Source organism: Sphingomonas sp. EC-HK361 (genome assembly GCF_902498785.1).
Taxonomy (GTDB): domain Bacteria; phylum Pseudomonadota; class Alphaproteobacteria; order Sphingomonadales; family Sphingomonadaceae; genus Sphingomonas.
In genome coordinates this window covers 171,702-195,642 of the sequence record NZ_LR701494.1, presented here as the reverse complement: position 1 = coordinate 195,642, position 23,941 = coordinate 171,702, and the positions used below count along the sequence as shown (strand labels likewise).

22 protein-coding genes and 3 tRNA genes are annotated in these 23,941 nt (G+C 65.4%); 15 read left to right on the top strand and 10 right to left on the bottom strand.

Annotation, left to right across the window (positions count from 1 at the left end):
• Positions 1–58 precede the first annotated feature (58 nt).
• Complete coding sequence (locus BOS5A_RS08090) at positions 59–829, top strand: NYN domain-containing protein (RefSeq protein WP_151954721.1); 771 nt, start codon at positions 59–61, stop codon at positions 827–829.
• A gap of 4 nt (positions 830–833) precedes the next feature.
• Here BOS5A_RS08090 and BOS5A_RS08085 read toward each other — a convergent pair whose 3' ends face one another.
• Positions 834–2,012, bottom strand: coding sequence for a sensor histidine kinase (locus BOS5A_RS08085; protein ID WP_234419271.1), 1,179 nt, complete (start codon positions 2,010–2,012; stop codon positions 834–836).
• A 21-nt stretch (positions 2,013–2,033) separates the two neighbouring features.
• A complete protein-coding gene (gene ettA, locus BOS5A_RS08080) occupies positions 2,034–3,713 on the bottom strand; it encodes an energy-dependent translational throttle protein EttA (RefSeq protein ID WP_151954720.1) in 1,680 nt (559 codons plus the stop codon).
• Between the two features lie 138 nt (positions 3,714–3,851).
• Here ettA and BOS5A_RS08075 point away from each other — a divergent pair, with 138 nt between their 5' ends.
• From BOS5A_RS08075 to BOS5A_RS08060, 4 genes are all read left to right on the top strand, one after another.
• Complete coding sequence (locus tag BOS5A_RS08075) at positions 3,852–5,255, top strand: M20/M25/M40 family metallo-hydrolase (RefSeq protein ID WP_442800510.1); 1,404 nt, start codon at positions 3,852–3,854, stop codon at positions 5,253–5,255.
• A gap of 134 nt (positions 5,256–5,389) precedes the next feature.
• Positions 5,390–5,656 carry a hypothetical protein gene (locus BOS5A_RS08070; RefSeq protein WP_151954718.1) on the top strand — a complete coding sequence of 89 codons (267 nt, stop codon included), beginning with the start codon at positions 5,390–5,392 and terminating at the stop codon, positions 5,654–5,656.
• A 34-nt stretch (positions 5,657–5,690) separates the two neighbouring features.
• Positions 5,691–5,957 carry a hypothetical protein gene (locus tag BOS5A_RS08065; RefSeq protein WP_151954717.1) on the top strand — a complete coding sequence of 89 codons (267 nt, stop codon included), beginning with the start codon at positions 5,691–5,693 and terminating at the stop codon, positions 5,955–5,957.
• A gap of 125 nt (positions 5,958–6,082) precedes the next feature.
• A tRNA-Pro gene (locus BOS5A_RS08060) sits at positions 6,083–6,159 on the top strand.
• A gap of 243 nt (positions 6,160–6,402) precedes the next feature.
• Here BOS5A_RS08060 and BOS5A_RS08055 read toward each other — a convergent pair.
• The 3 genes from BOS5A_RS08055 to BOS5A_RS08045 all read right to left on the bottom strand — a co-directional run bounded on the left by BOS5A_RS08055 (position 6,403) and on the right by BOS5A_RS08045 (position 9,258).
• Positions 6,403–6,475 (bottom strand) — tRNA-Ile (locus BOS5A_RS08055).
• Positions 6,476–6,524: 49 nt separating this feature from the next.
• Positions 6,525–7,541: a WalW protein gene (locus BOS5A_RS08050; protein ID WP_234419270.1), complete on the bottom strand. Its 1,017-nt coding sequence runs from the start codon at positions 7,539–7,541 to the stop codon at positions 6,525–6,527.
• Between the two features lies 1 nt (position 7,542).
• The gene (locus tag BOS5A_RS08045) at positions 7,543–9,258 is read right to left on the bottom strand and encodes a sensor histidine kinase (RefSeq protein WP_151954716.1); all 1,716 of its coding nucleotides are present in this window, start codon (positions 9,256–9,258) and stop codon (positions 7,543–7,545) included.
• 187 nt (positions 9,259–9,445) lie between these two features.
• Here BOS5A_RS08045 and BOS5A_RS08040 point away from each other — a divergent pair, with 187 nt between their 5' ends.
• Positions 9,446–9,910, top strand: coding sequence for an Lrp/AsnC family transcriptional regulator (locus tag BOS5A_RS08040; RefSeq protein ID WP_151954715.1), 465 nt, complete (start codon positions 9,446–9,448; stop codon positions 9,908–9,910).
• Between the two features lie 54 nt (positions 9,911–9,964).
• Here the strand turns inward: BOS5A_RS08040 and BOS5A_RS08035 are convergent, their stop codons facing one another.
• Positions 9,965–11,248 (bottom strand): hypothetical protein, encoded by a 1,284-nt coding sequence (locus BOS5A_RS08035; protein WP_151954714.1) that lies wholly within the window; start codon positions 11,246–11,248, stop codon positions 9,965–9,967.
• A 165-nt stretch (positions 11,249–11,413) separates the two neighbouring features.
• Here BOS5A_RS08035 and yaaA point away from each other — a divergent pair, with 165 nt between their 5' ends.
• The 5 genes from yaaA to BOS5A_RS08010 all read left to right on the top strand — a co-directional run bounded on the left by yaaA (position 11,414) and on the right by BOS5A_RS08010 (position 16,448).
• Positions 11,414–12,163 carry a peroxide stress protein YaaA gene (gene yaaA / locus BOS5A_RS08030; RefSeq protein ID WP_151954713.1) on the top strand — a complete coding sequence of 250 codons (750 nt, stop codon included), beginning with the start codon at positions 11,414–11,416 and terminating at the stop codon, positions 12,161–12,163.
• On the top strand, positions 12,160–12,834 hold the full coding sequence (locus BOS5A_RS08025; RefSeq protein WP_151954712.1) for an SDR family NAD(P)-dependent oxidoreductase: 675 nt from the start codon (positions 12,160–12,162) through the stop codon (positions 12,832–12,834). The genes yaaA and BOS5A_RS08025 overlap by 4 nt, the downstream gene beginning before the upstream one ends.
• 121 nt (positions 12,835–12,955) lie before the next feature.
• Positions 12,956–13,213, top strand: a complete 258-nt coding sequence (locus BOS5A_RS08020; RefSeq protein WP_151954711.1) for a hypothetical protein — start codon at positions 12,956–12,958, stop codon at positions 13,211–13,213.
• A 113-nt stretch (positions 13,214–13,326) separates the two neighbouring features.
• Entirely contained in the window at positions 13,327–16,089 is a 2,763-nt protein-coding gene (gyrA, locus tag BOS5A_RS08015; protein WP_151954710.1) for a DNA gyrase subunit A, read from the top strand.
• Entirely contained in the window at positions 16,086–16,448 is a 363-nt protein-coding gene (locus BOS5A_RS08010) for a DUF952 domain-containing protein (RefSeq protein WP_325058536.1), read from the top strand. The genes gyrA and BOS5A_RS08010 overlap by 4 nt, the downstream gene beginning before the upstream one ends.
• On the opposite strand, the gene BOS5A_RS08005 is transcribed toward BOS5A_RS08010, so the two are convergent.
• The 3 genes from BOS5A_RS08005 to recJ all read right to left on the bottom strand — a co-directional run bounded on the left by BOS5A_RS08005 (position 16,445) and on the right by recJ (position 18,837).
• The gene (locus BOS5A_RS08005) at positions 16,445–16,876 is read right to left on the bottom strand and encodes a DUF488 domain-containing protein (protein WP_151954709.1); all 432 of its coding nucleotides are present in this window, start codon (positions 16,874–16,876) and stop codon (positions 16,445–16,447) included. The genes BOS5A_RS08010 and BOS5A_RS08005 overlap by 4 nt on opposite strands.
• 82 nt (positions 16,877–16,958) lie before the next feature.
• Positions 16,959–17,033: transfer RNA gene (locus tag BOS5A_RS08000), tRNA-Glu, on the bottom strand.
• Positions 17,034–17,082: 49 nt separating this feature from the next.
• Positions 17,083–18,837: a single-stranded-DNA-specific exonuclease RecJ gene (gene recJ / locus BOS5A_RS07995; protein ID WP_151954708.1), complete on the bottom strand. Its 1,755-nt coding sequence runs from the start codon at positions 18,835–18,837 to the stop codon at positions 17,083–17,085.
• A 214-nt stretch (positions 18,838–19,051) separates the two neighbouring features.
• Between recJ and BOS5A_RS07990 the strand changes: the two genes are divergently transcribed.
• The 4 genes from BOS5A_RS07990 to BOS5A_RS07975 all read left to right on the top strand — a co-directional run bounded on the left by BOS5A_RS07990 (position 19,052) and on the right by BOS5A_RS07975 (position 22,611).
• On the top strand, positions 19,052–19,390 hold the full coding sequence (locus BOS5A_RS07990; protein ID WP_151954707.1) for a hypothetical protein: 339 nt from the start codon (positions 19,052–19,054) through the stop codon (positions 19,388–19,390).
• Positions 19,391–19,474: 84 nt separating this feature from the next.
• A complete protein-coding gene (locus BOS5A_RS07985; RefSeq protein ID WP_151954706.1) occupies positions 19,475–19,921 on the top strand; it encodes a MarR family winged helix-turn-helix transcriptional regulator in 447 nt (148 codons plus the stop codon).
• A complete protein-coding gene (locus BOS5A_RS07980; protein ID WP_151954705.1) occupies positions 19,914–21,026 on the top strand; it encodes an HlyD family secretion protein in 1,113 nt (370 codons plus the stop codon). The genes BOS5A_RS07985 and BOS5A_RS07980 overlap by 8 nt, the downstream gene beginning before the upstream one ends.
• Positions 21,013–22,611 carry a DHA2 family efflux MFS transporter permease subunit gene (locus BOS5A_RS07975; RefSeq protein WP_151954704.1) on the top strand — a complete coding sequence of 533 codons (1,599 nt, stop codon included), beginning with the start codon at positions 21,013–21,015 and terminating at the stop codon, positions 22,609–22,611. The genes BOS5A_RS07980 and BOS5A_RS07975 overlap by 14 nt, the downstream gene beginning before the upstream one ends.
• Before the next feature lie 113 nt (positions 22,612–22,724).
• On the opposite strand, the gene BOS5A_RS07970 is transcribed toward BOS5A_RS07975, so the two are convergent.
• On the bottom strand, positions 22,725–23,879 hold the full coding sequence (locus BOS5A_RS07970; RefSeq protein ID WP_151954703.1) for a hypothetical protein: 1,155 nt from the start codon (positions 23,877–23,879) through the stop codon (positions 22,725–22,727).
• Between the last annotated feature and the right edge of the window lie 62 nt (positions 23,880–23,941).

Here is a 23,941-nt window from a genome sequence, read left to right as displayed (position 1 = left end):
GTCGGAGCGGGGCCGAAACAGGGTGGCAGCGGCCCCCTCGCCTGCTACCACCGCGGCCATGACCGACCAGCCAAATCGCAACGTCGCGCTCCTGATCGACGCCGACAATGCCTCGCACAACGATGTCGATCCGGTGCTGACGGTGCTGGCCGAGCTCGGCAACGTCAACGTGCGGCGCGTCTACGGCAACTGGACCAAGCCAGCGCTGAAGGGCTGGAAGGACATGACAGTCAAACACGGGATCGAGCCGCAGCAGCAGTTCGATATCACCAAGGGCAAGAACGCGACCGACATGAAGATGACGATCGACGCGATGGACCTGCTGTTCCGCGGTCGTGTCGACGGGTTCGGGATCATGTCGTCCGACAGCGATTTCATGCCGCTCGCCATGCGCATCCGGCAGGACGGCATCCCGGTCTACGGCTTTGGCGGCGCGAAGACGCCCGAAGCGTTCAAACAGGCGTGCACGCGCTTCATCGATGTCGGCGCGCTTCGCCAGGAAACCGAGCCCGCACAACCGACGCCGGCCGATGTACCGATCGAGCAATCCCTGCCGCCCGCGCTGGGCACGGCCACGGCGACTGCAAAGAAACCGACGGGCGTCGATCCCGAGCTGCTCAAGCTGCTGATCGACGCGTATGATTCGGTGAAGCGGGACGACAAGGGGTTCGTCAGCCTGTCGGCGATGGGCCAGCTCGCCGGCAACCGTTCCAGCTTCGATGCGCGCAATTACGGCTACCGCCGGCTGTCCGATCTCATCGAGGCGGTGCCGAACTTCCAGTCCGAACGCCGCGCGGACGGGCGCGTCTTCGTGAAGCGGCTGCGCTAAGCTATTACGCGGCGCGCGGATCGGGACAGGTTAGCACCGCGCGCGTGCCCGGCTCGGCATTCTCGAAGCGTATCTGACCGCGGAGCTGACGCGTCAGGCTTGCGATCATCCTCATGCCCAGGCTGCTGCGCGAACTGGTCTGCTCGTCGAAATCCTCGGGCATACCCGGTCCGCGATCGGTGACCGTCAGCGTCAACGTGTCATCGCGAAGCGCGATCGTCACCGACACCGGCCCTGCGTCCGCCGCATATTTCAATGCATTGGTGGTGAGTTCGGTGACGAGCAGCCCGATCGGGATCGCGCTGTCTGCGCTGATATCGATCTTGGCGACGTCGCACGACAGCGCGGCACCGTCGGCCTGCTCGCCCAGCCCCGAGACGATTCCGCAGACGAGCTCGTCAAGCGCGACCATGCCGACCTGATCGCCGCGCCACAATTTGTCGTGCGCCTGTGCGATCGCGGTGATGCGCGCCTGCGCGTCGCCGAGCAGTCGCACGATACGCGGATCGTCATCCTCCTGCATCTGCAGGTTGAGCATGGCTGACACCAGCGAAAGGCTGTTCTTCACCCGGTGGCTCGCCTCGCGGGTCAGAAGTTCCTGATGCTCGATTGCTTGATTGAGCCGAGTCTCCGCCTGCTGCCGTTCGATCGCGACGCCGATCAGGTTGGCGAAGCCGCGCATGAAGGCGAGGTCGTCCGCCTCGAACTTTCCTTCATCCCCGCTATCGACTTCCAGCACGCCGTATTTTTCGCCGCCCGCCTCGACCAGGACGTTGATCGCGCGGCGAATGCCGTGACTCGCCATGAAGCCGGGGGTGCGGAAGCGCTCTTCATTCTCGAGGTGGTTGGAGATCACGGCTTCGCCGGTCTTGAAGGCATACCCGGCCGGCGACCCGGTATCGGCGCCCATCTCGACCATCCCGACGACCCCGTCGTCCCAGCCCACGCCGTTGCGGACGAGCAGGCGATCGGCTTCAACGCAATATTCGAGGAATTTGGCGTAGCGCGACTGCATGCCCTGTGCGCACAGCGCGACCGCGCGCTGCAACATCGGGTCGAGATCGCGCGCACGAAGCGCCTCGATCCCGAAATCGGCCAGCACCGATTGCTGCCGCAGCCGATATCGCAGCGCACCCTGCGATGGCGGCTCGTCACCGCCCGGCGATTGCTCGATGACGCTCATGCCAATCCTCTCGGCCGCCGATCAGCGCGTGAGCTTCTTGTAGGCAAGCCGGGTCGGACGATCGGCGGCGTCGCCCATCCGGCGGCGCTTGTCCTCCTCGTAACTCTCGTAATTGCCCTCGAACCACTCGACGTGACTGTCGCCCTCGAACGCCAGGATGTGCGTGCAAAGGCGATCGAGGAAGAAGCGGTCGTGGCTGATGACCACCGCGCAGCCCGCGAACGTCTCGAGCGCCTCCTCGAGCGCGCGCAGCGTCTCGACGTCGAGATCGTTGGTCGGTTCGTCGAGCAGCAGGACGTTGCCGCCCTCCTTCAGCATCTTCGCCATATGGACGCGATTGCGTTCACCGCCCGACAGCTGACCGACCTTCTTCTGCTGGTCCGGCCCGCGGAAATTGAACGCGCCGACATAGGCACGCGTGCCGAGCTCCTGCTTGCCGAAACGGAAGACCTCCAGCTCGTCGGAAATTTCCTGCCACACATTCTTGTTCGGATCGAGATCGTCGCGGCTCTGATCGACATAGCCCAGCTTCACCGTCGACCCCATCTCGATCGTCCCGCCGTCGGGCTGTTCCTGCCCGGTGATGAGCTTGAACAGGGTCGATTTGCCTGCGCCGTTGGGGCCGATCACGCCGACGATGCCGCCGGGCGGCAGCGTGAAGGTCAGGTCCTCGAAAAGGACCTTGTCACCATAAGCCTTGGTCAGCCCGTTAGCCTCGATCACCTTGCCGCCCAGCCGCTCGGGAAGCTGGATCAGAATCTGCGCCTTGCCGGCGACGCGGTTCTCCTGCTTCTCCATGAGTTCGTCGAACGCGCGGATGCGGGCCTTGGACTTGGTCTGGCGCGCCTTGGGGGTCTGGCGCATCCAGGCGAGCTCATCGGCGATCGCCTTCTGCTTGCCCGCCTCTTCGCGCTCCTCCTGCTCCAGCCGCTTGGCCTTCTTTTCCAGATAGCCCGAATAGTTGGACTCATAGGTGTAGTAGCGCCCGCGATCGAGCTCCAGCACCCAGTTCACGACGTTGTCCAGGAAGTAACGGTCGTGGGTGACGAGGATGACGTTGCCCGTATATTCCTTCAGGAAGTTCTCCAGCCACGCGACGCTTTCGGCGTCGAGATGGTTGGTCGGTTCGTCGAGCAGCAGGATATCGGGCTTTTCCAGCAGCAGCTTGCAAAGCGCAACACGGCGTTTCTCACCGCCCGAAAGCTTCGTGACATCGGCATCGCCCGGCGGGCAGCGAAGCGCCTCCATCGCGACTTCAAGCTGGTTGTCGAGCGTCCAGCCATCGACTGCGTCGATCTTGGCCTGGAGATCGCCCATCTCTTCCATCAGCGCATCGAAATCGGTGTCGTCCCTGGGATCGCCCATCTCCGCCGAAATCGCGTTGAAGCGATCGACGAGATCCGCGACGGGCCGCACGCCGTCCTTCACGTTGCCCATCACGTCCTTCGACGGATCGAGCTGGGGCTCCTGCGCCAGATAGCCGACGCGCACGCCGTCCGCGGCCCACGCCTCGCCGGAAAACTCGGTGTCCATCCCCGCCATGACCTTCATCAGGGTGGACTTGCCCGCGCCGTTCGGGCCGATGATCGCGATCTTCGCGCCCGGAATGAACTGCAGGTGGATGTTGTTGAGCACCGGCTTGTTGGCGCCGGGGAAGGTCTTGGTCAGACCCTTCATGACATAGGTATACTGGACGGCCATGTGGGTGCCGGGCTCCGTGTTTCGACAGGGATGGAAATGGGTTGGGCGCCATGTAGCGATTGGGCGTCCGCTGCGCAAACGCTTGCCGAACCGCGGGCGCTTCTCCAAAGCGTGGCCGCATCACAAGGTGCGGGGAGAATGAGAATGACGCGGTCGCTTCCCTTGCTGCTGACGATGGTCGCCGTGCCGGCGCTCGCACAGCGAACTCTCCCCGCGCCGCTTCCACCCATCGATCCTGCGGTCGAGGACATGCGCGACGCGGCGCTGAAGGACGATGTGGCCTATGACATCGTCGAGGGTCTGACGACCGAAGTCGGTCCGCGCCTTGCCGGCACCGAGGCGGAAGCACGCGCGCGGACCTGGGCCGTCGCCAAGCTTAAGGCGCTGGGGTTCAAGAATGTGCGCGCCGAACCCTATCAGATGCCGGTCTGGGTTCGCGGGGCCGAAACGGCGGAGATCGTCTCGCCCTTCCCCCAGAAATTGTATCTGACCGCGCTCGGCAATTCCGGCGCGACGCCGGCCGAGGGGCTGACTGCACCGGTGGCCGTGTTCAAGGACTTCAATGCGTTGCTGGCGGCACCTGACAGCGCAGTGAAGGATCGTATCGTCTATGTCGGCAATGCGATGGAGCCGACGCAGGACGGGTCCGGCTATGGCGCGAACGGCGCGGCGCGTTTCGTCGGCCCGGCCCTTGCGGCGCGCAAAGGGGCGGCCGCGATGGTGATCCGCTCGATCGGCACCGATCATCACCGCATCCCCCATGCCGGCCTGACCAACTTCCCCGACGGCGTGACGCCGATCCCCGCCGCGGCGCTCTCCGTTCCCGATGCCGAGCAGATCGAACGGATGGCGGATCGCGGCAAGCCGATCACGCTGCATCTGACGCTCACCCCCCGCCAGATCGGCACGCGGGAATCGGGCAACATCATCGCAGAAGTGCCCGGCACCGATCCCAAGGCGGGGATCGTGCTGATCGGTGGCCATCTCGACAGCTGGGACCTCGGCACGGGCGCGATCGACGACGCGAGCGGGGTCGCGATCACCGCCGCTGCCGCGAAACGTCTGCTCGATTCGGGCAAGCGCCCGCGCCGCACCATCCGCGTCGTATGGTGGGGATCGGAGGAGGTCGGCGGCTTCGGCGGTCGCGATTACGCCGCACGCCACGGCAAGGAACGCCATGTCGTCGCCGCCGAGAGCGACTTCGGGGCAGACCGGGTGTGGCGGTTCGAAACCAACCTGCCCGAAAGTGCAAAGGCGGTGGGCGACCGGCTCCAGGTCGCGCTGTCCCCGCTCGGCATCACGCGCGGGACCGGCACCGCCGGCGACGGTTCCGACATCGGGCCGATCGTCGCGCTCGGTGTCGCCGGCGTCGATCTCAACCAGTCGGGCCTGCGCTATTTCGACACCCACCACACGCCTGACGACACGCTGGACCGGATCGATCCCGAACAGCTCCGCCAGAACGTCGCGGCGTGGACGGCGATGCTCGGCGTCGTGGCCAACGCGCCCGAAGATATCGGCCCGGTCACTCCGCGGAAATGAGCCGGGCCGAGCGTCCCACATTGACCGAGCATGAATTTGCCGATTGACGCGTGGGTCAGCTAGTTTAATTGCAGCCGCTTCGCGACGGCATCAGGGTCGGCCGCGATTGTTACAATGCTTGGGGAGCAACCCGAATGAAGAAGATCGCATTCGTTGCCGTCGCCGCCGGCCTGATGTCGCTGGCAGCCTGCAACAAGTCGCCGGAAGCGGCAGCCGTCGAGAACAACGGCGACATGATCGCGGACAACATGGACGCGATGGCCGACAACATGGCCGATATGTCGAACACCACTGCCAACCCGATGGCAGAAGACAACATGGAAGCCATGTCTGAAAACGTTCACGACGCCGCGGACAACGTCCGTGACGCCGCCGAGGACAAGGCTGACAACATGAACTGATCGAACCCCCGGGGTTTGATTGGAGGAGTTTATGATGAAGAAGCTGATCCTCGTTGCGGCCGCCGCCGGCCTGATGTCGCTGGCAGCCTGCAACAAGTCGCCGGAAGCCGCCGCTGTTGAAAACAACGCGGACATGGTCGCCGACAACATGGAAGCCGCTGCGGACAATATGGACGCGATGGCCGACAACACGGCGAACACGATGGCATCCGATGCGATCGAGAATGCGGCCGACAACATGAACGCCGCTGCCGACAACGTCCGCGATGCCGCTGACGCCAAGGCAGACAACATGCAGTAAGCCTCGTTTGGGCCCTCGGGCTCGAATGAAGTTCTACAGGAAAGGGCGTTCCTTCGGGGGCGCCCTTTTTCGTTGCGCAGTGGGTTGCCACCCCCGTCGTTACCCTCTAGGCGCAGCCCTCCAGTCGGGGAGTGGCGCAGTCTGGTAGCGCGCCTGCTTTGGGAGCAGGATGTCGCAGGTTCGAATCCTGTCTCCCCGACCACGGCGTGCTGCGCAAAGTCGTAGCGCAGCTACGACGAGCAAACCGCAGCACGCCCGGCCGGCGCGGCCATAGCCGCGACCGACGACGCGGCTTTGCCGCGGCGCTACCCCGTGCAAGTTCCCAGATTGTCTCCGAAAGCCCCGCCGCGGCAAAGCCGCTTCGTCGAACGGCGCCTTCAGCGGCGTCGGCCGCGCGCGCCTAGCGCCGCGCGATAGCTTCGCTATCGCGACGGCCGGCGCGCGGTGGGCCCGGCAGGACTCGAACCCGCAACCTAGCCGTTATGAGCGGCCAGCTCTAACCATTGAGCTACAGGCCCCCCACGCGCCCCAAGCGCCTAGCGGAGCGCGCCCGCCAAGCGCAAGGCTTCACCGCGCCGCCGCGAGAATGTCGTCGAGCGACGCCGGCTCGCACCCAAGCTGCGCGAGCAGATCGAGCACCCCGTCCCACCAAGCGTTAAACCTGCGTAGATCCGCGGTATCGCGCACATAGGGCGTCCATCCAGGGACCAGCGACGGGGTATGGAAGCCGAAATTGAGCAGCCGCAAGCCTTCGCCGAGCGCAACCCGAACCGCCTCCCTCGCCTCGCGCAGCGGCACGCCTTCCGGCGTCAGCGGGACGCGCGACAGCAGCTTCGTTCGCGCCAAAATGCCACGCCCCCGCCATATACGGCCAGCGACGCCGTGCACCCCCGACCCGCGCCGACGCAATACCCCGGTATAGATCGTCGTCGGCGGAACCTCGATCAGATCGCCACACTTCCCAAACCAAAAACTTTCCGGCCCTATGCCCGCATAATCGGGGCCTCCTTGTGTCGAATAATCATGGCGCGCGCGCATCGACGTATCCAACCGATATCCTCTAGTCGCAAGCATCGCCGCACTGGCCGATCCCAGCCCGTAGCGCCCCGCCCGATACGCGATCGGCCGAACCCCGAAGGATGCCGTGATCGCGTCGGTCAGCACGTCCAGCTTCGCCCTCTCCAGCGACGGCGGCAGATTTCCCGGAAAGCTCGCCAGGACCGAAGGCTCCTCCTCGAAAGGCGGATTGACCCAGGCATGAAGCTGCGTGCCGATCACCGACCGGCCATCGGCGAGGCATGCCTTCAGAGCATCGACCGCAGCGGCATCGGTCGCGACCGGGTGGTCGACCATATAGGTGACGGCAATCCCGCGATCCGACAGGCGCCGATGGAAGGCCGGCAACGCCGCCATCGCCGTCGTCGCGCGCTGGGTGCGGTCGAACGGCCGCGACCAGTCGAACTCCTCCTCGGCATCGACGAACAGGCAGAAGCGGGACCCGAAGCTTTCCGGCCAGCGGATACGTGCGCCGGGCGCGGGCGCGGCCGGCCGGAACACGCCGGATGGTGCCGCCGCGCCAGTCACGTCAGTGGATCGACGCCTGCTCCATGGGTGCATAAGGCACGGCGGGCAAACGCAGAGTCAAGCGGCGCGCCTCGAGCTGTAATTCGCCGCCAAGCTCCAGCGCGAGATTGCGCGCAAGGCGCAGAGCAAAGCCTGTGCCGAGAAGCGGCGCGCCGGGCATCGCCGCCTCGCTTTCCGCGTCGATCCGCAGCAGCGCATCGTCGCCGATCGCCGCGAGCGCGGCCGGGCGGTCCACATCGATCGCGATAGCGTCGTTTTCGCGGCGAAGCGTAATGCCGATCGCTTCGCCCGGGCCACCGGCCGAAACAATCGCCGACAACAATCGCCCGATCAGCCGCTCCACCGCGCGGTCGTCGCCCGCGACGGCAACCGCGGCGTCTATTGCGTCGAGCGTTACGCGAGAGCCGCGAAGGCTCGCCAAGGGTTCGAGGTCCCGGATCAAACCCCGGATCAACGCCCCTGCATCGACCTGGCCGGGACGCAATTCGAGCGTATCGCCCGCAATACGCGCCGCGATATCGAGATCCTCGATCGCGGCAATCAGGTCGCCTGCCTGCAGGCGGATCGCGCGGGCGCGATCGCGGTAGCGCGGGTCGATCGGGCCCATGAGCTCGGTTTCGATCAATTCCGAAAAGCCCGCGATCGCGTTGGTCGGCGTGCGGAGTTCGTGCACCAGGCGACGAAGCGATTCGGATGCGCCGATATTCACCGACCGTCTCGGCGCCGCGCTTTCATCGGCGCGCGGGCGCCTTGCGAGCCCGCGGAAGCCAGTAAACCGTCCGCTATGTTCGTCGAAGCACGGCACCGCCGAAATGCGCCAGGGCCCGGCCATTGCCGATCCGCCGCCGACCGTCATCCGCGCATCGCGAAAGCCGCTACGCCGACGGAAGGCGCCCGCCACGACGCCGTCCACGACGTGACCGTCCTCCCCCTGCAGCCCGGTCAGCGACAGCCCGATCAGCGCACCGCGCACGCCGGCGCCGACCCAGCAGACGATCCCGCCGGCATCGGTTTCGAAATCGAAGCGGTCGGCCGGGGCGTCGCTGGCTGAGGCCTCGGGAACCGTTCGGTCCTTTTGGTAGGCGGCGATCCGCGCGACAAGGTCCGAAATCTCGAAATGCGGCGCTGTGGCTGGCGCGTCTTCCGTCTGCGCACCCTCGGCATGGCGGAGCGCCTCCTCCACGACGGGCAATTTGCGCGCGACCTCGCCCAGCGCCACGAAGGGTCCCGCACCGTGCGCGGGTGCCGTAGGCTGGTTGACCGCTGCCGGCGCAGATGCTGCCACTTTCGGGCCAGGAAGCGAGAAGTCGACCGACCCGAAGCTGTCGAGTCCGCGCATGACTTCTGCTGGTAGATCGCGCCGCGATCGCAACACCGCGCGCCCGGTCGGGCCAAGGCCGGACAGCAGACCGCACCACGCCTCCGGCGTCAACGTGACGCCGCGCAGGACGGGGGCGGCGATCGATGGCTCATCCTCGGCGAAGAACGCCACGAGCGGCGCTTCGGGAACCGCGAGCGCCAGCGCCCGGGCACAGGCGGCGCGAACGCTCGCCGGCACGTGCGCACGAAGCACCCGCAGGCGGTCGATATGGTCGGGGTCGCTCGAGATTCGACGGCGGCCGAGGAGATCGACGAGCTGGCGGAAAGCCGACTGCGCACCGAATGCCGTGGTCGTATCGGCAGCCAGGACGGTCTTCAGGCTGTCGTCGAACCGCACTCGTCGCCCCTTGCTCCGCGCGCATCGGCGATGCGGCGCGGCGATTGTTTAACCTGCTCGAGTCCGCGGTGGAAGCGGGCATTTGCCCCCACGTTGCAATGTGGGACAATTGCGTTCAGGGGTAATTATCTTATGGTCAAACGCACCAGCGTCGGCCGATTGTGGCGTAAAAGAGAGGGGCTTTGGAATGGCGTTCGATCGGATCGACCGGCAAATCCTGAAATTGTTGCAGGAAGACGGTCGGATGACCAACGTCGATCTGGCGGAGCGCGTCGGGCTGACCGCCCCACCCTGCCTGCGCCGGGTGCGCGCACTGGAAGAAGCGGGCGCGATCCGGGGTTATCATGCCGATCTCGATCCCGCGCGGCTTGGTTTCCCGATCACGGTCTTCGCAATGGTCAGCCTGCGCAGCCAGGCTGAACGCGACCTCGCGAGCTTCGAGGACCACGTCGCCGCGATTCCCGAAGTCCGCGAATGTCATATGCTGAACGGCGAGATCGACTTCATCCTGAAGATCGTCGCCGCCGATCTGGAAAGCTTCCAGCGCATCCTGACGACCCACCTCACACCTGCGCCCAACGTCGCGAGCGTGAAGACGTCGCTGACGATCCGCACCGCGAAGTCGCAATCGGGCGTCCCCGTCATCGACTGATACGAAAAGGGCGGCACCAAGGCACCGCCCTCTCCTCAGGTCAGGTTCGACGGGTCAGCCCGCGACGGGCGGATTGTCGAGGAAAGTCGTCCAGAATTCGGCGATCTGTGCGCGCGGCTGGCCCTTCACCAAGGCAAATGTGGCCTTGGCGCTTGCCTTGTCACCCGACAGCGCCTGCGCGATACCGAGATGCGTGTTGACCGCGTCGGCATCGACGCTGCCCTTCTGCAGCGCAACCTTGTAGAGTTCGATGGCCTGCGCGTAATTGCCCGAGCCGAGATACGCATCGCCGGTGCCGACCGCGAGCTTGCCGTTTGCCGCCGCCTTCGCCTTGGTCACTAGCCCCGCCAGCGAGCCTTCGTTGGCGATCGACTTGTTCGCCGCAGCCAGCAAGCTGTTGGCGTTGTCGCTGTTCGCTGGGATCTTGCCCGAAGCCTTGCCCTCGGTCAGCACCGCCTTCGTTTCGTAGGGGATGCCGGCGTCGAAGACCCACTGGCCGTAGATCTCGTAATCATACTGGTCGGCCAGCGCCTTGCCCGCGCGTAGCAGGCGATAGAGATCGACCTTCTGCCCCTTGTCGAGGGTGGCGAGCGCGTTGGGCTGGATGCCGTAGAGCACCATTGCGTCTCGCCAGTTCTTGGTTGTCGGATAAGCCACGACCCACTTCTTGACCCACCCAAGCGTTGCCGCGCTGTCCTTCTTCGCGTTGTTCTTCGCGATGGCATATTTGTAAAGCTGCTCGTCAGCCTTGCCGCCCGCTGCGGTCTGCGCATCGATCGCGGCCTGAAGTGCGGCGCTGCCGCCCGCGATATCGCCCGAGTCCATCTTGGCCTTCACCATCTGAAGGTCGATATTGGCATCCTTGTAGCCGAGCTGCTTGGCGCGCGCGAAGCTCGTGTTCGCGGTCGCATAGTCCTTCTCGTTCAACGCGATGACGCCGCGCTGATAGACGAAGCGCGGCAGGTCGGTCGCCGGCGTCTTCGGGTTCGCGATCAGCGCGTCGAGCGGTGCCTTGAGCGCGGCCTCGCCGGCGCCGTTCTGGCCCTGAAGCTTGGTCGCCTCCAGCTGCAGGCGCAGCGCCTGCGCGACATAGCGATCGTCCTCCGTCTTCGCGGCCGCCTCGATCTGCGCGACCAGCGGCGTCGCCGTCGCCACGTCCTTTGCGGCAAGCGCGGTCTGCGCGGGCTGCGCTGCCTTGATGACGTCAGGGCTGAGCTTCAGCGCGGGCGCCTTGTTCTCTTCCTTCTTGTCCTTGGCGAAGGCCGGGGTCGAAATTGCGACACTTCCGGCGCCGGCCATCAGCGCCGCAGCAAACGCCATTTTCGAGACCATCTTCATCGTCGAAACTCTCCTGGTGCAGCGCAGGGGATGCGCCGTAGTGCAGCGCTGCTCTAGACAGCGCATCGGAATCGTTCAAGCGAACGCCCGAGCCGCGATGCAGTTGCCGCCCCACCGCTGAACGACGATTGAACACTGCCCGCCGCGCGGTTAGGCGCAGCCGCGATGATCGCAACGCTCTCGCCCGCCAAGACGCTCGATTACGAATCGCCGCTACCCATGGCAGCCATCGGCACGCCGCGCTTCGCGGCAGAGGCCGAAATGCTGGCAGCGGCGGCGGCCCGGCTCGGCCACAAGAAGCTCGGTGCGCTGATGCATATTTCCGACAAGCTCGCAAAGCTGAACAGTGACCGTTTCCGCGCCTTTGCCGATGCCCCCGCCCGCCCCGCGATTTTTGCGTTCGCGGGCGATGTCTACACCGGGTTGGAACCAAAGACCCTCGACGAAGCCGCGATCGCCTTCGCGCAGGATCACGTCCGCCTGCTTTCCGGCCTGTATGGCCTGCTGCGCCCCCTCGACCCGATGAAGCCCTATCGCCTGGAAATGGGCACCCGCTGGGCGCCGCGGCGCAAGAAACTGACCGACTGGTGGCAGGATCGCATCGCCCGCGTGCTGGCCGAAGATGTGGAGGCGGAAGGCTCGGGGACGATCCTGAATCTCGCCAGCCAGGAATATTGGGCATCGGTCGACGGGCAGCTGCCGCCTGACATCCGCGTCATTGCGGTCGAATTCCAAGAAGCGGACGGCCGGTTCATCAGCTTTCACGCGAAGAAGGCGCGCGGGATGATGGCGCGCTGGCTGGTCGAGCACCGGATCGATCAGGTCGAGGCGATGAAGGGGTTCGACAGCGCCGGTTATGCCTTCGACGCTGCGGGGAGCGACGCCAATCGCTGGCGCTTCGTGCGGCAGTCATGAGCGCGGTCGTCATCGGCGCGAGCGGGGGGATCGGCAAGGCGCTCGCGGACGCGATCGAGGACGAGGGCGTGGACGTCCACCGCCTCGCCCGCTCCTTCGGATCGCGGCATATCGACCTGACCGACGAGGAAAGCATCGCCGCCGCCGCGACGACCGTCGGCTCACCCGATCTGGTCATCGTCGCGACCGGGCTGCTTCATGATGGCGAGCATGGCCCCGAAAAGGCGATGCGCGACCTCGACCCCACCTGGCTGGCACGCAATTTCGCGACGAACGCGGTCGGCCCCGCGCTCGTCGCCAAGCATTTCCTGCCCGTCATGCCGCGCTCCGGCCGCTGCATCTTCGCCGCGCTGTCCGCGCGGATCGGCAGCATTTCCGATAACCGGCTGGGCGGATGGTACGGATATCGCGCCTCAAAGGCCGCGCTCAACCAGTTCATCCGAACAATCGCGATCGAGGAGCGCCGTCGCAACGACGGCACGATCGTGGTCGGGCTGCATCCCGGCACCGTGGACACTGCGCTGTCCAAGCCGTTTCAGGGTAATGTCGGCCCCGGGCGCCGCTTTGCACCCGACCGCGCCGCGGTGCAGCTTCTCGATGTGCTCGACGGGTTGAAGGCGCCGGACAGCGGCAAGGTCTTCGACTGGGAGGGCCGCGAAATCGCGCCGTAATCCGGCGATTGCGCGGATGACGACGATTTCATCGCGACGCCACCGCAACGTCAGCCGATCCGGCGCATATCATGATCCACAGGTCGCGGTCCCCCCGGCGACCGTGCACAGGAGATGGATCATGACGAAATCCCTGCCCTTCACGTTGCTCGCCGGCGCGGCACTCATCAGCGGCGCCAGCGCGTTCGCGGCGACGACGCCCGCCAAGACGACGGCGACGAAGACGGTCGCGATGAAGACGACGACCCACGCCGTCGCGCGCACCACGCATCCGGCTGTGGCCGGCCGGATGGTCACCACCAAGACCAGCACCGGCAAGTCGATCACCTACAACTGTTCGAAGGCGGGCAACGCGAACAAGACGGCCTGCAAGAAATAGCGGAAAGCGCCACCCCCGCGCGCACGCGTACACGTGCGCGCGGGGGTGGTCAGGCGCCGCGCGCTGGGCTAGGGATGTGTCACCAATTCGACACAACCCGAAAGCCTTGAGATTTGACCGACGAGACCGTCCTCGCCGACCCTTCGGACATTGCCCCCATCTCCATCGTCGAGGAGATGAAGACGAGCTATCTCGATTACGCGATGAGTGTGATCGTCGCCCGTGCGCTGCCCGATGTGCGCGACGGGCTGAAGCCGGTGCACCGGCGCATCCTGCATTCCGCGAACGAAAACGGCTTCCTCTACAACCGCCCCTATCGCAAGTGCGCCCGCATCGTCGGTGACGTGATGGGTAAATACCATCCGCACGGCGACAGCTCGATCTACGAGGCGCTGGTGCGGATGAGCCAGGACTGGTCGATGCGGCTGCCGCTGATCGACGGTCAGGGCAATTTCGGGTCGATGGATCCCGACAAGGCCGCGGCCATGCGCTACACCGAGGCGCGGCTTGCGAAGTCGGCCAATGCGCTGCTCGAGGATATCGACAAGGACACCGTCGATTTCGTCCCCAATTATGACGGATCGGAACGTGAGCCTGCCGTCCTGCCGGCACGCTTTCCCAACCTGCTGGTCAACGGCGCCGGCGGTATCGCGGTCGGCATGGCGACCAACGTCCCGCCGCATAATCTGGGCGAAGTCATCACCGCGTGCCTTGCCTTCATGGACCGGATGGAGAGCGGCGAGGCCCAGCTGACGACCGAGGAGCTGCTCGAGATCGTCCCCGGCCCCGATTTCCCGACGGGGGCGATCATCCTCGGCCGCTCGGGCGCGCGATCGGCCTACGAAACCGGCCGTGGCTCGATCCTGCTGCGATCGCGCCACATCATCGAGGAAGGACGCGGCGATCGGCGATCGATCGTGCTGACCGAAATCCCGTTCCAGCAGGGCAAGAACGCGCTGGTTGAAAAGATCGCCGAAGCCGCGAAGGACAAGCGGATCGAGGGCGTCAGCGACATTCGCGACGAATCGAACCGCGAAGGCGTGCGGATCGTCATCGACCTGAAGCGAGACGCGACCCCCGAAGTCGTGCTCAACCAGCTTTGGCGGCACACCCCCGCGCAGGGTTCGTTCGCCGCCAACATGCTCGCGATCCGCGGCGGTCGGCCCGAACTGCTGAACCTGCGCGACATTATCTCGGCGTTCATCGGCTTCCGCGAGGAGGTCATCACCCGGCGTTCGAAGTTCGAGCTCGCCAAGGCCCGTGACCGCGCGCACATCCTGCTCGGCCTTGTCATCGCGGTCACCAACCTCGACGAGGTGGTGAAGATCATCCGCGGCGCGTCGTCGCCCGCCGATGCGCGCGCGAAGCTGCTCTCGCGGGATTGGCCGATCGCGGAGATCGCGCCCTATATCCGCCTCGTCGAAGCGGTCGAGGCCGAAGTCACCGGCGACACCTACCGCCTGTCCGAAATCCAGGTCCGCGCGATCCTCGACCTGCGCCTCCACCGTCTGACCGCGCTGGGGCGTGACGAGATCGGCAACGAGTTGCAAGGCCTTGCCGACTCGATCGCGGAATTGCTCGCCATCCTCTCCGATCGCAAGAAGCTGTTCGCGGTGATGCGCGACGAACTGATCGCGGTCCGCGATGAATCGGCAACCCCGCGCCGCACCGAGATCGCCAACGCCGCCGACGGCATCGACGACGAAGACCTGATCGAGCGGGAGGACATGGTCGTCACCGTCACGGTCGAGGGCTATATCAAGCGCACCAGCCTCGCGACCTTCCGCGCGCAGAAGCGCGGCGGCAAGGGCCGCGCCGGGATGGCGACGAAGGACGAGGACGTCATCACGAACCTGTTCGTGACCTCGACGCACACGCCCGTCCTGTTCTTCTCGACCGCGGGCAAGGTCTATCGTCTCAAGGTATGGCGCCTGCCCGAAGGTGGTCCGGCGACCCGAGGCCGCCCGATGGTCAATCTCCTTCCGCTCGAAGCGGGCGAGACGATCTCAACCGTGCTGCCGCTCCCCGAGGATGAGGCGGAGTGGAGCAAGCTTCACGTCATGTTCGCGACAGCGAAGGGCAGCGTGCGGCGCAATTCGATGGACGCGTTCGCCAACATCCGATCGTCGGGCAAGATCGCGATGCGGTTCGAGGACGGATCGGACGACCGGCTCATCGGCGTATCGCTGCTGACCGAGGATGACGACGTGCTGCTCGCCACCCGCGCGGGCAAGGCGATCCGCTTCTCGTCGACCGACGTCCGCGAGTTCCAGAGCCGCGATTCGACCGGCGTGCGTGGTGCCCGGCTGGCCGATGGGGATGAAGTCATCTCGCTCTCGGTCCTGCGCGGCTTCGACGCGACCCCGCAGGAGCGCGAGGATTATCTGAAAGCCGCCCCGTGGAAGGACGGCGACCGCGAGGTCACGCTCAGCGCCGAACGCATGGCCGAGTTCGAGGCGGCGGAGGAGTTCATTCTCACCGTCACGGCCAACGGCTATGGCAAGCGGACGTCCGCCTACGAATATCGCCGCACCAACCGCGGCGGTCAGGGCATTACGAACATCGTCACGTCGGAGCGCAACGGCCCCGTCGTCGCCAGCTTCCCCGCGCATAATGGCGAGCAGCTGATGCTCGTGACCGACCAGGCGAAGCTGATCCGTACGACCGTTGGCGACATCCGTGTCGCGGGACGAAACACCCAGGGCGTCACCATCTTCCGCGTCGCCGAAAACGAGCACGTCGTCTCCGCGGCGCGGATTGAAGAGAGTGAGGACGAAGCGGAAATCGACCTGTCCGATGGTCCCGTCGCCGAAGCGCCGGTGCCCGATGCTCTACCGGGCGACGACCTTGCCGAAGGCCCGGAGGACGGCCAGTGAGCGATGCAGCCGTAGCACCGTCCACCGCCTACAAGGTCCTGACGAGCGAGCAGATGGCGGCGCTCGAGGCTGACGGCGGCTTCGCCGGGGCGCCGATCGATCTGGCGGATGGCTACATTCACCTCTCGACGGCGGCGCAGCTCACCGAAACCGTCGACAAGCACTTTGCCGGACAAAGCGGCCTTCACGTCGCCGCTGTCGATCTGGACGCGCTCGACGATCCGGTGAAATGGGAAGAATCGCGCGGAGGCCAGCTTTTCCCGCACATCTACGGCCCCCTCCCGCTTGCCGCGGTCCTCGCCTACGGTCCGCTGGAGCGCGATCATGCTGGCAAGGTCCGTCTGCCCGTCGCGGGCTAGGGATAGAGGTCCACGACTTCCGCCCTTTCCGCCACCGCCTGCAACAACAGCGTGCGGTGGCAGTGACAGGGATCGCGCTCGTAGCAGAGCAGCGCGCTCGGCATCGCGCGTGCGAGGTCGAGCATCTGCGCCGCCTGCGCCTGTGCCTCAGGCAGTTCGAGCTGGCCCGCATAGACCGCCTCCAGCGTCGCGACATCGCCCTTCTTCGCCGCGTCGCGCCCCGCCTTCGGTGTGCCCAGCGCCTTCAGATGGACATAGCCGATCCCCGCATCGTTCAGCGAAGCGGCAAGCGAGGATTTGGAGAAACCCGGCCGGCGCGAAAGTGGAAGCGCGCGCACGTCGATCACCCGCTCGACACCGGCACGCGTGAGCGCGGCGAGGAAATCGGCCATCGTCGTGGCTTCATAGCCGATCGTGAAAATCTTCATCGCGCACATCCCATCGTGATGACATGGGTAATGCAGGAATGCCGTGATTGTTCGCCGCATCGCCAGATCGACCGGCGAGTTATGGTGACCCCTACGGGAATCGAACCCGTGTTTCAGCCGTGAAAGGGCCGCGTCCTAACCGCTAGACGAAGGGGCCGTCAGGCGTGAAGGGCGGTTAGGGAAATGCTGGGGTGCGGTCAAGGGCTTCAATCGGCCCAGGCGGCATCGTCGATGTGCAGCTCGGCTGCGGGCCGCTGCGACCAGTCGTCGATCTTCGCGCGCCCTGCGAGCCAGAGCCGGCGGTGCGGCGGCGCGCCGAGGAGGGCCGCGCCCAGCGCGGTGTCGGCGGCGCGGAATGCGACTGCCTTGATACTGCGCCCGTCGTCGCCCGCCACGACCGCCCGGACATGGCCGTTGCCGACGATATCGACCTTGATGAGCCGCACCGGGCCGGCGACCACGCGCGGACTCGGCCAGCCGGTGCCATACGGCCCGCCGACGTCGAGCGCGCCGACGAGATCGGGGTTCACCCCCGCCGGTGCGACGATGGTGTCGATCAGCAGCGCACGGTTTTCGGACGCGCGCGCAACGTCCGCCGCAAGCCGGTCTTCGAGGAATTCGGCAAAGGCCGGCACGTCCGCCGCCGCGATCGTCAGCCCGGCAGCCATCGCATGCCCGCCGCCTGCCACCAGCAATCCGTGCTCCTTGGCCGCAAGGATGGCCGCGCCGAGATCCACCCCGGTGATCGACCGTCCGGAGCCCTTGCCTACGCCATTCCCGTCGATGGCAATGACGATTGCGGGGCGACCGAGTTTCTCCTTCAGACGCCCGGCGACGATGCCAATGACACCGGCGTGCCAGCCCTCGCCCGCGATCACCATGATCGACCGGTCGCGCGCGATCATCGCGTCGGCCGCTTCCTGCACCGCGGCCTCGATCGCGCGGCGCTCCTCGTTCAGCCGGTCGAGCTCGGCCGCGATCGCGCGCGCCTCGTCAGGATCGCGCGTCGTGAGCAGCCGGACGCCGAGATCGGAACGCCCGACCCGCCCGCCAGCATTGATTCGCGGCCCGAGCGCGAAGCCGAGATCGCTGCACACAGGGGCACCCGTCAGGCGCGACGCCTCGATCAGCGCGGCGATGCCGATGTTGCGGCGCTGCGCCATAACCTTCAGACCCTGCGCCACGAACGCGCGGTTGAGTCCGCGCAGTTGCGCCACATCCGCCACGGTGCCTAGTGCGACAAGGTCGAGAAGATCGATCAGCCGCGGCTCCGAGCGCGCCGCGAAAAAGCCGCGCGCTCTCAGCACGCGAATTAGCGCGGCGCCGAGAAGAAAGGCCACGCCGACCGCCGCGAGATGACCGTGCGCGGCGCCTTCGCCCTCATCCAGCCGGTTGGGATTGACGAGCGCGTGCGCCACGGGAAGCGCGCTTGCACATTTGTGATGATCGACGACGACCACATCGATCCCGGCCCGATGCGCGATATCGAGCGCGTCGAACGCCTGCGCGCCGCAATCGACGGTCACGATCAGTGACGCGCCCTCGTCCTTCAGCCGAACGAGCGCAGGCCCGGTCGGGCCATAGCCTTCCAGCATGCGATCGGGGATATACGGCCGCGCCTCGATCCCCAGATCGCGCAGCAGCAGGACGAGAAGCGCCGCCGACGTCGCGCCATCGACGTCGTAATCGCCGAAGATCGCGACCTGCTCCTTCGCCTCCACCGCATCCGCCAGCCGCGCCGCCGCCTTGTCCATGTCGCGGAAAATCGAAGGATCGGGCATGAAGGCCCGGATGGTCGGGGTGCGGTGCGCGTCCAGTGTTTCGCGCGTGCTGCCCCGCGAAAGCAGAAGCTGCGTTACCAGATCATCCGGCACGAACCCATCGCGCTGGTCGGCCGCAAGCGCGCGCCACCGCCAAGGCTGGCCGAGGATCGAACGATCGATACCCAGGACCGTCGTCATCGGGGCTTACCGCGTCCGATAGCACTGCCGGTGCGGGGGGCTTCGATCATCATCCCGCTGCTACAGCACGAATGGGCCACGTGGAACACCCCGATCCGCTACCCCTTCCGTCGCCTTCCGGCTTCCCCCAAAGGCGACGATGGCAGTGTGGGTGCTCGTCAGCTAGGACCAGGCACGGCCCGTAATTTGCCGCATATTTTCGAAAGCCCCCGCCATGAACCTGCCGGATTATTATCACAGCCTCATCGACTGGATCGGCGACGGCACCGGCCTGCCGGACACGATTCTCCATATCCATGCGGGAATGGCAGTGTTGATGCTCGCGCGCATCGTCACCCGCCGGTCGCTCGGCACGCTCGTCCCGCTTTCGGTGGTGATCGCAGCAGAGGCCGGCAACGAAATCCTTGATCGCCTGCATTTCGGCTCATGGCGTTGGGACGATACCTTGAGCGATATCGGCAACACACTGTTCTGGCCGACCGTCATCTGCATCGGCATCCGCCTGCGTCCAATGCTCCACCGCAACGAACAGGTTCCCGTTCTGGAAACCTGACCCACCAATCACTGCAACGACGCATGCAAACAATGCATGTGGCAGCACTTCACTTATATAAGCATGCTTATTATATGGGTGCCCATGAAACAGGGGCTCCTGATCCAGTTGAGCGACGTATCGCGCATCGCCCGGCGGCAGTTCGACGAACGCGCCCGCGCGATCGGCGCGACGCGTGCGCAGTGGAAGACGCTGACCACGCTCAGCCGCAACGAGGGCATGAACCAGGGCGGCCTCGCCGATCTGCTCGAGATCGAGCCGATCACGCTGTGTCGCATGATCGACCGTCTGGAGGATGCCGGCCTCGTCGAGCGCCGCCGCGATCCCGGCGACCGTCGCGCCTGGAACGTGTTTCTCACCGAGGCGTCCCGCCCCATGCTGACCGATTTGCGCGCCATTGCCGACGATCTGACCGCGGGCGCGCTCGAAGGGATCGACGCGGCGGACCAGGCGAAGTTCGCCGACATTCTCGCGCGCATTCGCACCAATCTTCAGACGCCCTCGCCCAATCAAGAGACCGCCCATGGCTGATGCCGACCCCCAACGCCCGATCGTCGCCGACGATCGTATCGAAACGCCCGTCGTCCAGACCGCTCCGGCGGAGGATACGCCGACGCCCGCAAAGACGCGCAAGCGCTGGGTCCGTCCCTTGCTGATGTTCGGCGTGCCGCTCCTCCTTGCCGCGATTGCGGGCTATGTCTGGCTCACCTCCGGACGCTTCGTCTCGACCGACAACGCCTATGTGTCGCAGGACAAGGTCTCCGTCTCGTCCGACGTTGCCGGCCGCATCGTATCGGTCGCCGTGCGCGAGAACCAGCCGGTAAAGGCCGGCGACCTCCTCTTCCGCATCGACCCCGAGCCTTACCGCATCGCGCTGGAACAGCAGGACGCGGCTCTTGCCACCGCGCGCGTCCAGGTCAGCACGCTCGCCACCGACACCGGCAGCGCCGCCGCGGACATCGCGAGTGCGCGCGCCGATATCGCGCTCGCTCAGGCGACCTATGATCGCCAGGCCGCCCTGATGAAGCGCGGCTTCACGACCAAGGCCAGCTTCGACGCGGCGTCGCACGAGGTCGCAGCGGCCAAGGCCCGGCTGGAGACCGCGCAGGCGAGCGCCGCCAAGGCCCGCAGCCAGCTCGGCAGCGGCACCAGCGCCTCGGGTCGCCCCGCCGCGATCCAGGCCGCGATGGCACAGCGCGACAAGGCCGCGCTCGATCTGAAGCGCACGTCGGTCTACGCCCCCTATAGCGGCACGATCAGCCAGTCGGACCGGCTCCAGGTCGGCGCACAGATGGTCACCGGACTCCCCGCGGTATCGATCGTCAAGAGCGACCGGTCCTGGGTGGAGGCGAACTTCAAGGAGACGGAGCTCAACAACATGCGCGTCGGCCAGCCCGCCAAAGTGACCTTCGACGCATACAAGGGCTTGAAGCTGAAGGGCCATGTCCAGTCGATCGGCGCGGGCACCGGTTCCGAATTTTCGGTCCTTCCTGCGCAGAACGCGACCGGCAACTGGGTGAAGGTGACGCAGCGCGTGCCCGTCCGCATCGCGATCGACGAAAAGAGCCCGCGCCCGCTCATCGCCGGCCTCAGCGCCGACGTGACGGTCGACGTCCGCAACCATGGCAACCGCTAGCATCAACCCGGCAGCGGCTCCGGCGAGCGAATCGCCGGAGCCGCTGGAGGAGCGCGCCGCCCTCTACACCAGCAACCGCCCGTTGCTGACTGTCGGCGTGATGGCCGCGACCATCATGCAGATCCTCGATTCGACGATCGCCAACGTCGCGCTTCCGCACATGCAGGCCTCTCTCAGCGCCACTGCCGACACGATCACGTGGGTGCTGACGAGCTACATCGTCGCGTCCGCGGTGGCGATTCCGATGACCGGCTGGCTTGCCGACCGGATCGGCAGCCGCAACCTGTTCCTCTACGCGATCGTCGGCTTCGTCGCCGCGTCGATGCTCTGCGGCCTGGCGACCAGCCTGCCCGAGATGGTCGCGTTCCGCCTGCTGCAAGGCGTCGCCGCCGCGTTCATGAATCCGCTCAGCCAGACGGTCATGATGGACATCAACCCCAAGTCGAAACAGGCCAGCGCCATGTCGATCTGGGGCATGGGCGTCATGGTCGGCCCGATCCTCGGCCCCGTCATCGGCGGCTGGCTGACCGACAATTACGACTGGCGCTGGTGCTTCTACGTCAACGTGCCCGTCGGCATCGCCTGCTTCGCTATCCTCTGGGCGCTGCTCCCCAGCCGCGAGATCAAGCGCCGCGGGTTCGATCTCTTCGGCTTCTCGATGCTCGCAGTCGCGATCAGCGTCTTCCAACTGATGCTCGACCGCGGCCAGACGCAGGACTGGTTCGACAGCTGGGAGGTCTGGCTGGAAGGCCTGATCGCGCTCGCCGCCGCATGGATGTTCCTCGTCCATATGATCACCGCGAAGGAGCCGATGTTCGAGCGCAGCCTGTTCACCAATCGCAACCTCCTGACCGGCATCGGCTTCATGGCGGTGAACGGCGTGCTGATGACCGCAACGCTCGCGCTGCTCCCGCCGATGCTCCAGAACCTGTTCGGCTATCCGGTGCTGACGACCGGCATCCTCCTGATGCCGCGCGGTGTCGGGATCGTTGCGAGCATGTATCTCGCCGGCCGGCTGATCCAGCGCAACTTCGACCCGCGCATCATGGTCGGCGGAGGGCTGGCAATCGTCGTCTGGTCGCTATGGGACATGACCGGCTGGACGATCGAAATGGGCTCCACGCCCTTCATCGTCACAGGGCTGATCCAGGGCATCGGCCTCGGCTTCGTCTTCATCCCGCTCAACATCATCGCGTTCGGCACCCTGCCCCCGCACCAGCGGACCGAGGGCGCGAGCCTGATGAACCTGTCGCGCAACATCGGCGGCTCGGTCGGCATTTCGGTGGTCACGGCGCTGCTGGCGCGCAACATCCAGACCAACCACTCGGTCCTCGCCGCGCACATCCCCGATCCGGGCCTGACCGCGTCCGATCCGGTCGTGAGCTCGATGCTCGGCAGCTCGACCGATAGCGTGCTCGCGATGGCCGATGCGATCGTCAACCAGCAGGCCGCGATGATCGCCTATCTCGACGACTTCAAGCTGATGATGATCCTGACCCTGGTCGCGATCCCCCTGGTGCTGCTCCTGAAGCGGCCAGCCCCTGCAAAACCGGGCGAGGACACGCCGCACGTCGCGATGGATTGAGGCGGGTCGGCCACAGCCCGCCGTCACTCCCCACCGTCAGCCAGGTCCTGTTCCGGGTCGATCTCGAGGGCTGAAGCGGAACGTAAAGCCTCGCCTTACCAACTTCGTAAAAGTTAGAAGTCCATATTCGCCGCGTTGTCCATCTGATGCGCGAGAAATGAGGCGAACTCTTCCATGTCGCCGCCAGAGCGCATGGCTGCTGCATACGTTCCGTCTATAACATAGGTCAGGATTGCCGGATGCTGGTAATCTTGAATATAGATCTTTGCTGGAGCACGTGCCCCTGTCCAAAAATGTTCGATGAACGACTTGATGAGCGCGATCGACGGCTCAAGTCGAAAATCGAGACCGGAGCCGAAGCGATAGGCTGTCCTGCTGTGGTTGTGCGGCAAAAGCATCGGCACTGCGCCAGCGCCTGAATGAAAGTGAAGCGCCTCGCCATCCTTGCCGAATGATCCGTGCGCTACGAAATTGCGTAGCTGACGGCGTAGATCAGTAAGTTGATCATAGTAGCGTTTGTCAGCCGTATTGTTGACATCGAGCGCCATCTTGTATTTAACGGCCCATCCGGCCTTCGCGAGATCACCCACCTCCTTACCTGTCGATAGAGCACCGTTAAGGATTGCGACGTGAATAAATACATGCTCTGTCCAACTAAAGAATCCCTCAATCACGGCAATCGCATAGTATCGAGCCTCGCGCCGCAAATCGTAAGATGGCCAGTGCGTTGTCCATGCGTTGGGCCTGATCTGGGTCGTGATAACCTCGTCTTTGCGAGCCTCCGCTTCCGCTGCCCGCGTTTCATACTGATTGAGATGGAAGTGAACATAGTCCATTAAGTCTCGCGAGCGGTTAGCCACGTTGAGATGCGATTGGCTGGCGGCAGTTTCCGCCCGCCAATCAAAGTAGGGTTGCGCCACCTTCACTGCCCGATGCAGGCAAGTTGCAACCCGCGCTGCGGTGACCTCCGTGGCCGGTCCATTAATCCCGAAGATGCCAAGTCCGAACTTGCGATGATCGATCAGGAACGGCGTTCCCTCAAGCTCGACCGAGACAGACCACGCTGTCTTTTCCCCCTGCCCGTTGTTGCGAAAACCGAGCAAGTCAACCAGTAGGAAATAAATTAAATAATAGGCTGGCAGCTGCCGCCCGGCATCCGTCCGCTTCGCTGACATAAGCAGTTGCAGATAGGCCTCAGCATCAAGCTCGGCTTGCTTGAGAGGTTTAATCGCCTTTGACGTGCGCCGCCTGATCTCTTCCAGATTCATGGTAAAGTCTTAGGGCAGGCTATGCAGGTCGACAACTGCGCCAACAATGGGCTGCGCTCTGG

Excerpts from the sequence above, each read along its gene's own strand:
- BOS5A_RS08090 (WP_151954721.1), top strand. The coding sequence starts at position 59 with ATGACCGACCAGCCAAATCGCAACGTCGCGCTCCTGATCGACGCCGAC.
- BOS5A_RS08085 (WP_234419271.1), bottom strand. The coding sequence starts at position 2,012 with ATGAGCGTCATCGAGCAATCGCCGGGCGGTGACGAGCCGCCATCGCAG.
- ettA (WP_151954720.1), bottom strand. The coding sequence starts at position 3,713 with ATGGCCGTCCAGTATACCTATGTCATGAAGGGTCTGACCAAGACCTTC.
- BOS5A_RS08075 (WP_442800510.1), top strand. The coding sequence starts at position 3,852 with ATGAGAATGACGCGGTCGCTTCCCTTGCTGCTGACGATGGTCGCCGTG.
- BOS5A_RS08070 (WP_151954718.1), top strand. The coding sequence starts at position 5,390 with ATGAAGAAGATCGCATTCGTTGCCGTCGCCGCCGGCCTGATGTCGCTG.
- BOS5A_RS08065 (WP_151954717.1), top strand. The coding sequence starts at position 5,691 with ATGAAGAAGCTGATCCTCGTTGCGGCCGCCGCCGGCCTGATGTCGCTG.
- BOS5A_RS08040 (WP_151954715.1), top strand. The coding sequence starts at position 9,446 with ATGGCGTTCGATCGGATCGACCGGCAAATCCTGAAATTGTTGCAGGAA.
- BOS5A_RS08035 (WP_151954714.1), bottom strand. The coding sequence starts at position 11,248 with ATGAAGATGGTCTCGAAAATGGCGTTTGCTGCGGCGCTGATGGCCGGC.
- yaaA (WP_151954713.1), top strand. The coding sequence starts at position 11,414 with ATGATCGCAACGCTCTCGCCCGCCAAGACGCTCGATTACGAATCGCCG.
- BOS5A_RS08025 (WP_151954712.1), top strand. The coding sequence starts at position 12,160 with ATGAGCGCGGTCGTCATCGGCGCGAGCGGGGGGATCGGCAAGGCGCTC.
- BOS5A_RS08020 (WP_151954711.1), top strand. The coding sequence starts at position 12,956 with ATGACGAAATCCCTGCCCTTCACGTTGCTCGCCGGCGCGGCACTCATC.
- BOS5A_RS08005 (WP_151954709.1), bottom strand. The coding sequence starts at position 16,876 with ATGAAGATTTTCACGATCGGCTATGAAGCCACGACGATGGCCGATTTC.
- recJ (WP_151954708.1), bottom strand. The coding sequence starts at position 18,837 with ATGACGACGGTCCTGGGTATCGATCGTTCGATCCTCGGCCAGCCTTGG.
- BOS5A_RS07990 (WP_151954707.1), top strand. The coding sequence starts at position 19,052 with ATGAACCTGCCGGATTATTATCACAGCCTCATCGACTGGATCGGCGAC.
- BOS5A_RS07985 (WP_151954706.1), top strand. The coding sequence starts at position 19,475 with ATGAAACAGGGGCTCCTGATCCAGTTGAGCGACGTATCGCGCATCGCC.
- BOS5A_RS07980 (WP_151954705.1), top strand. The coding sequence starts at position 19,914 with ATGGCTGATGCCGACCCCCAACGCCCGATCGTCGCCGACGATCGTATC.
- BOS5A_RS07975 (WP_151954704.1), top strand. The coding sequence starts at position 21,013 with ATGGCAACCGCTAGCATCAACCCGGCAGCGGCTCCGGCGAGCGAATCG.
- BOS5A_RS07970 (WP_151954703.1), bottom strand. The coding sequence starts at position 23,879 with ATGAATCTGGAAGAGATCAGGCGGCGCACGTCAAAGGCGATTAAACCT.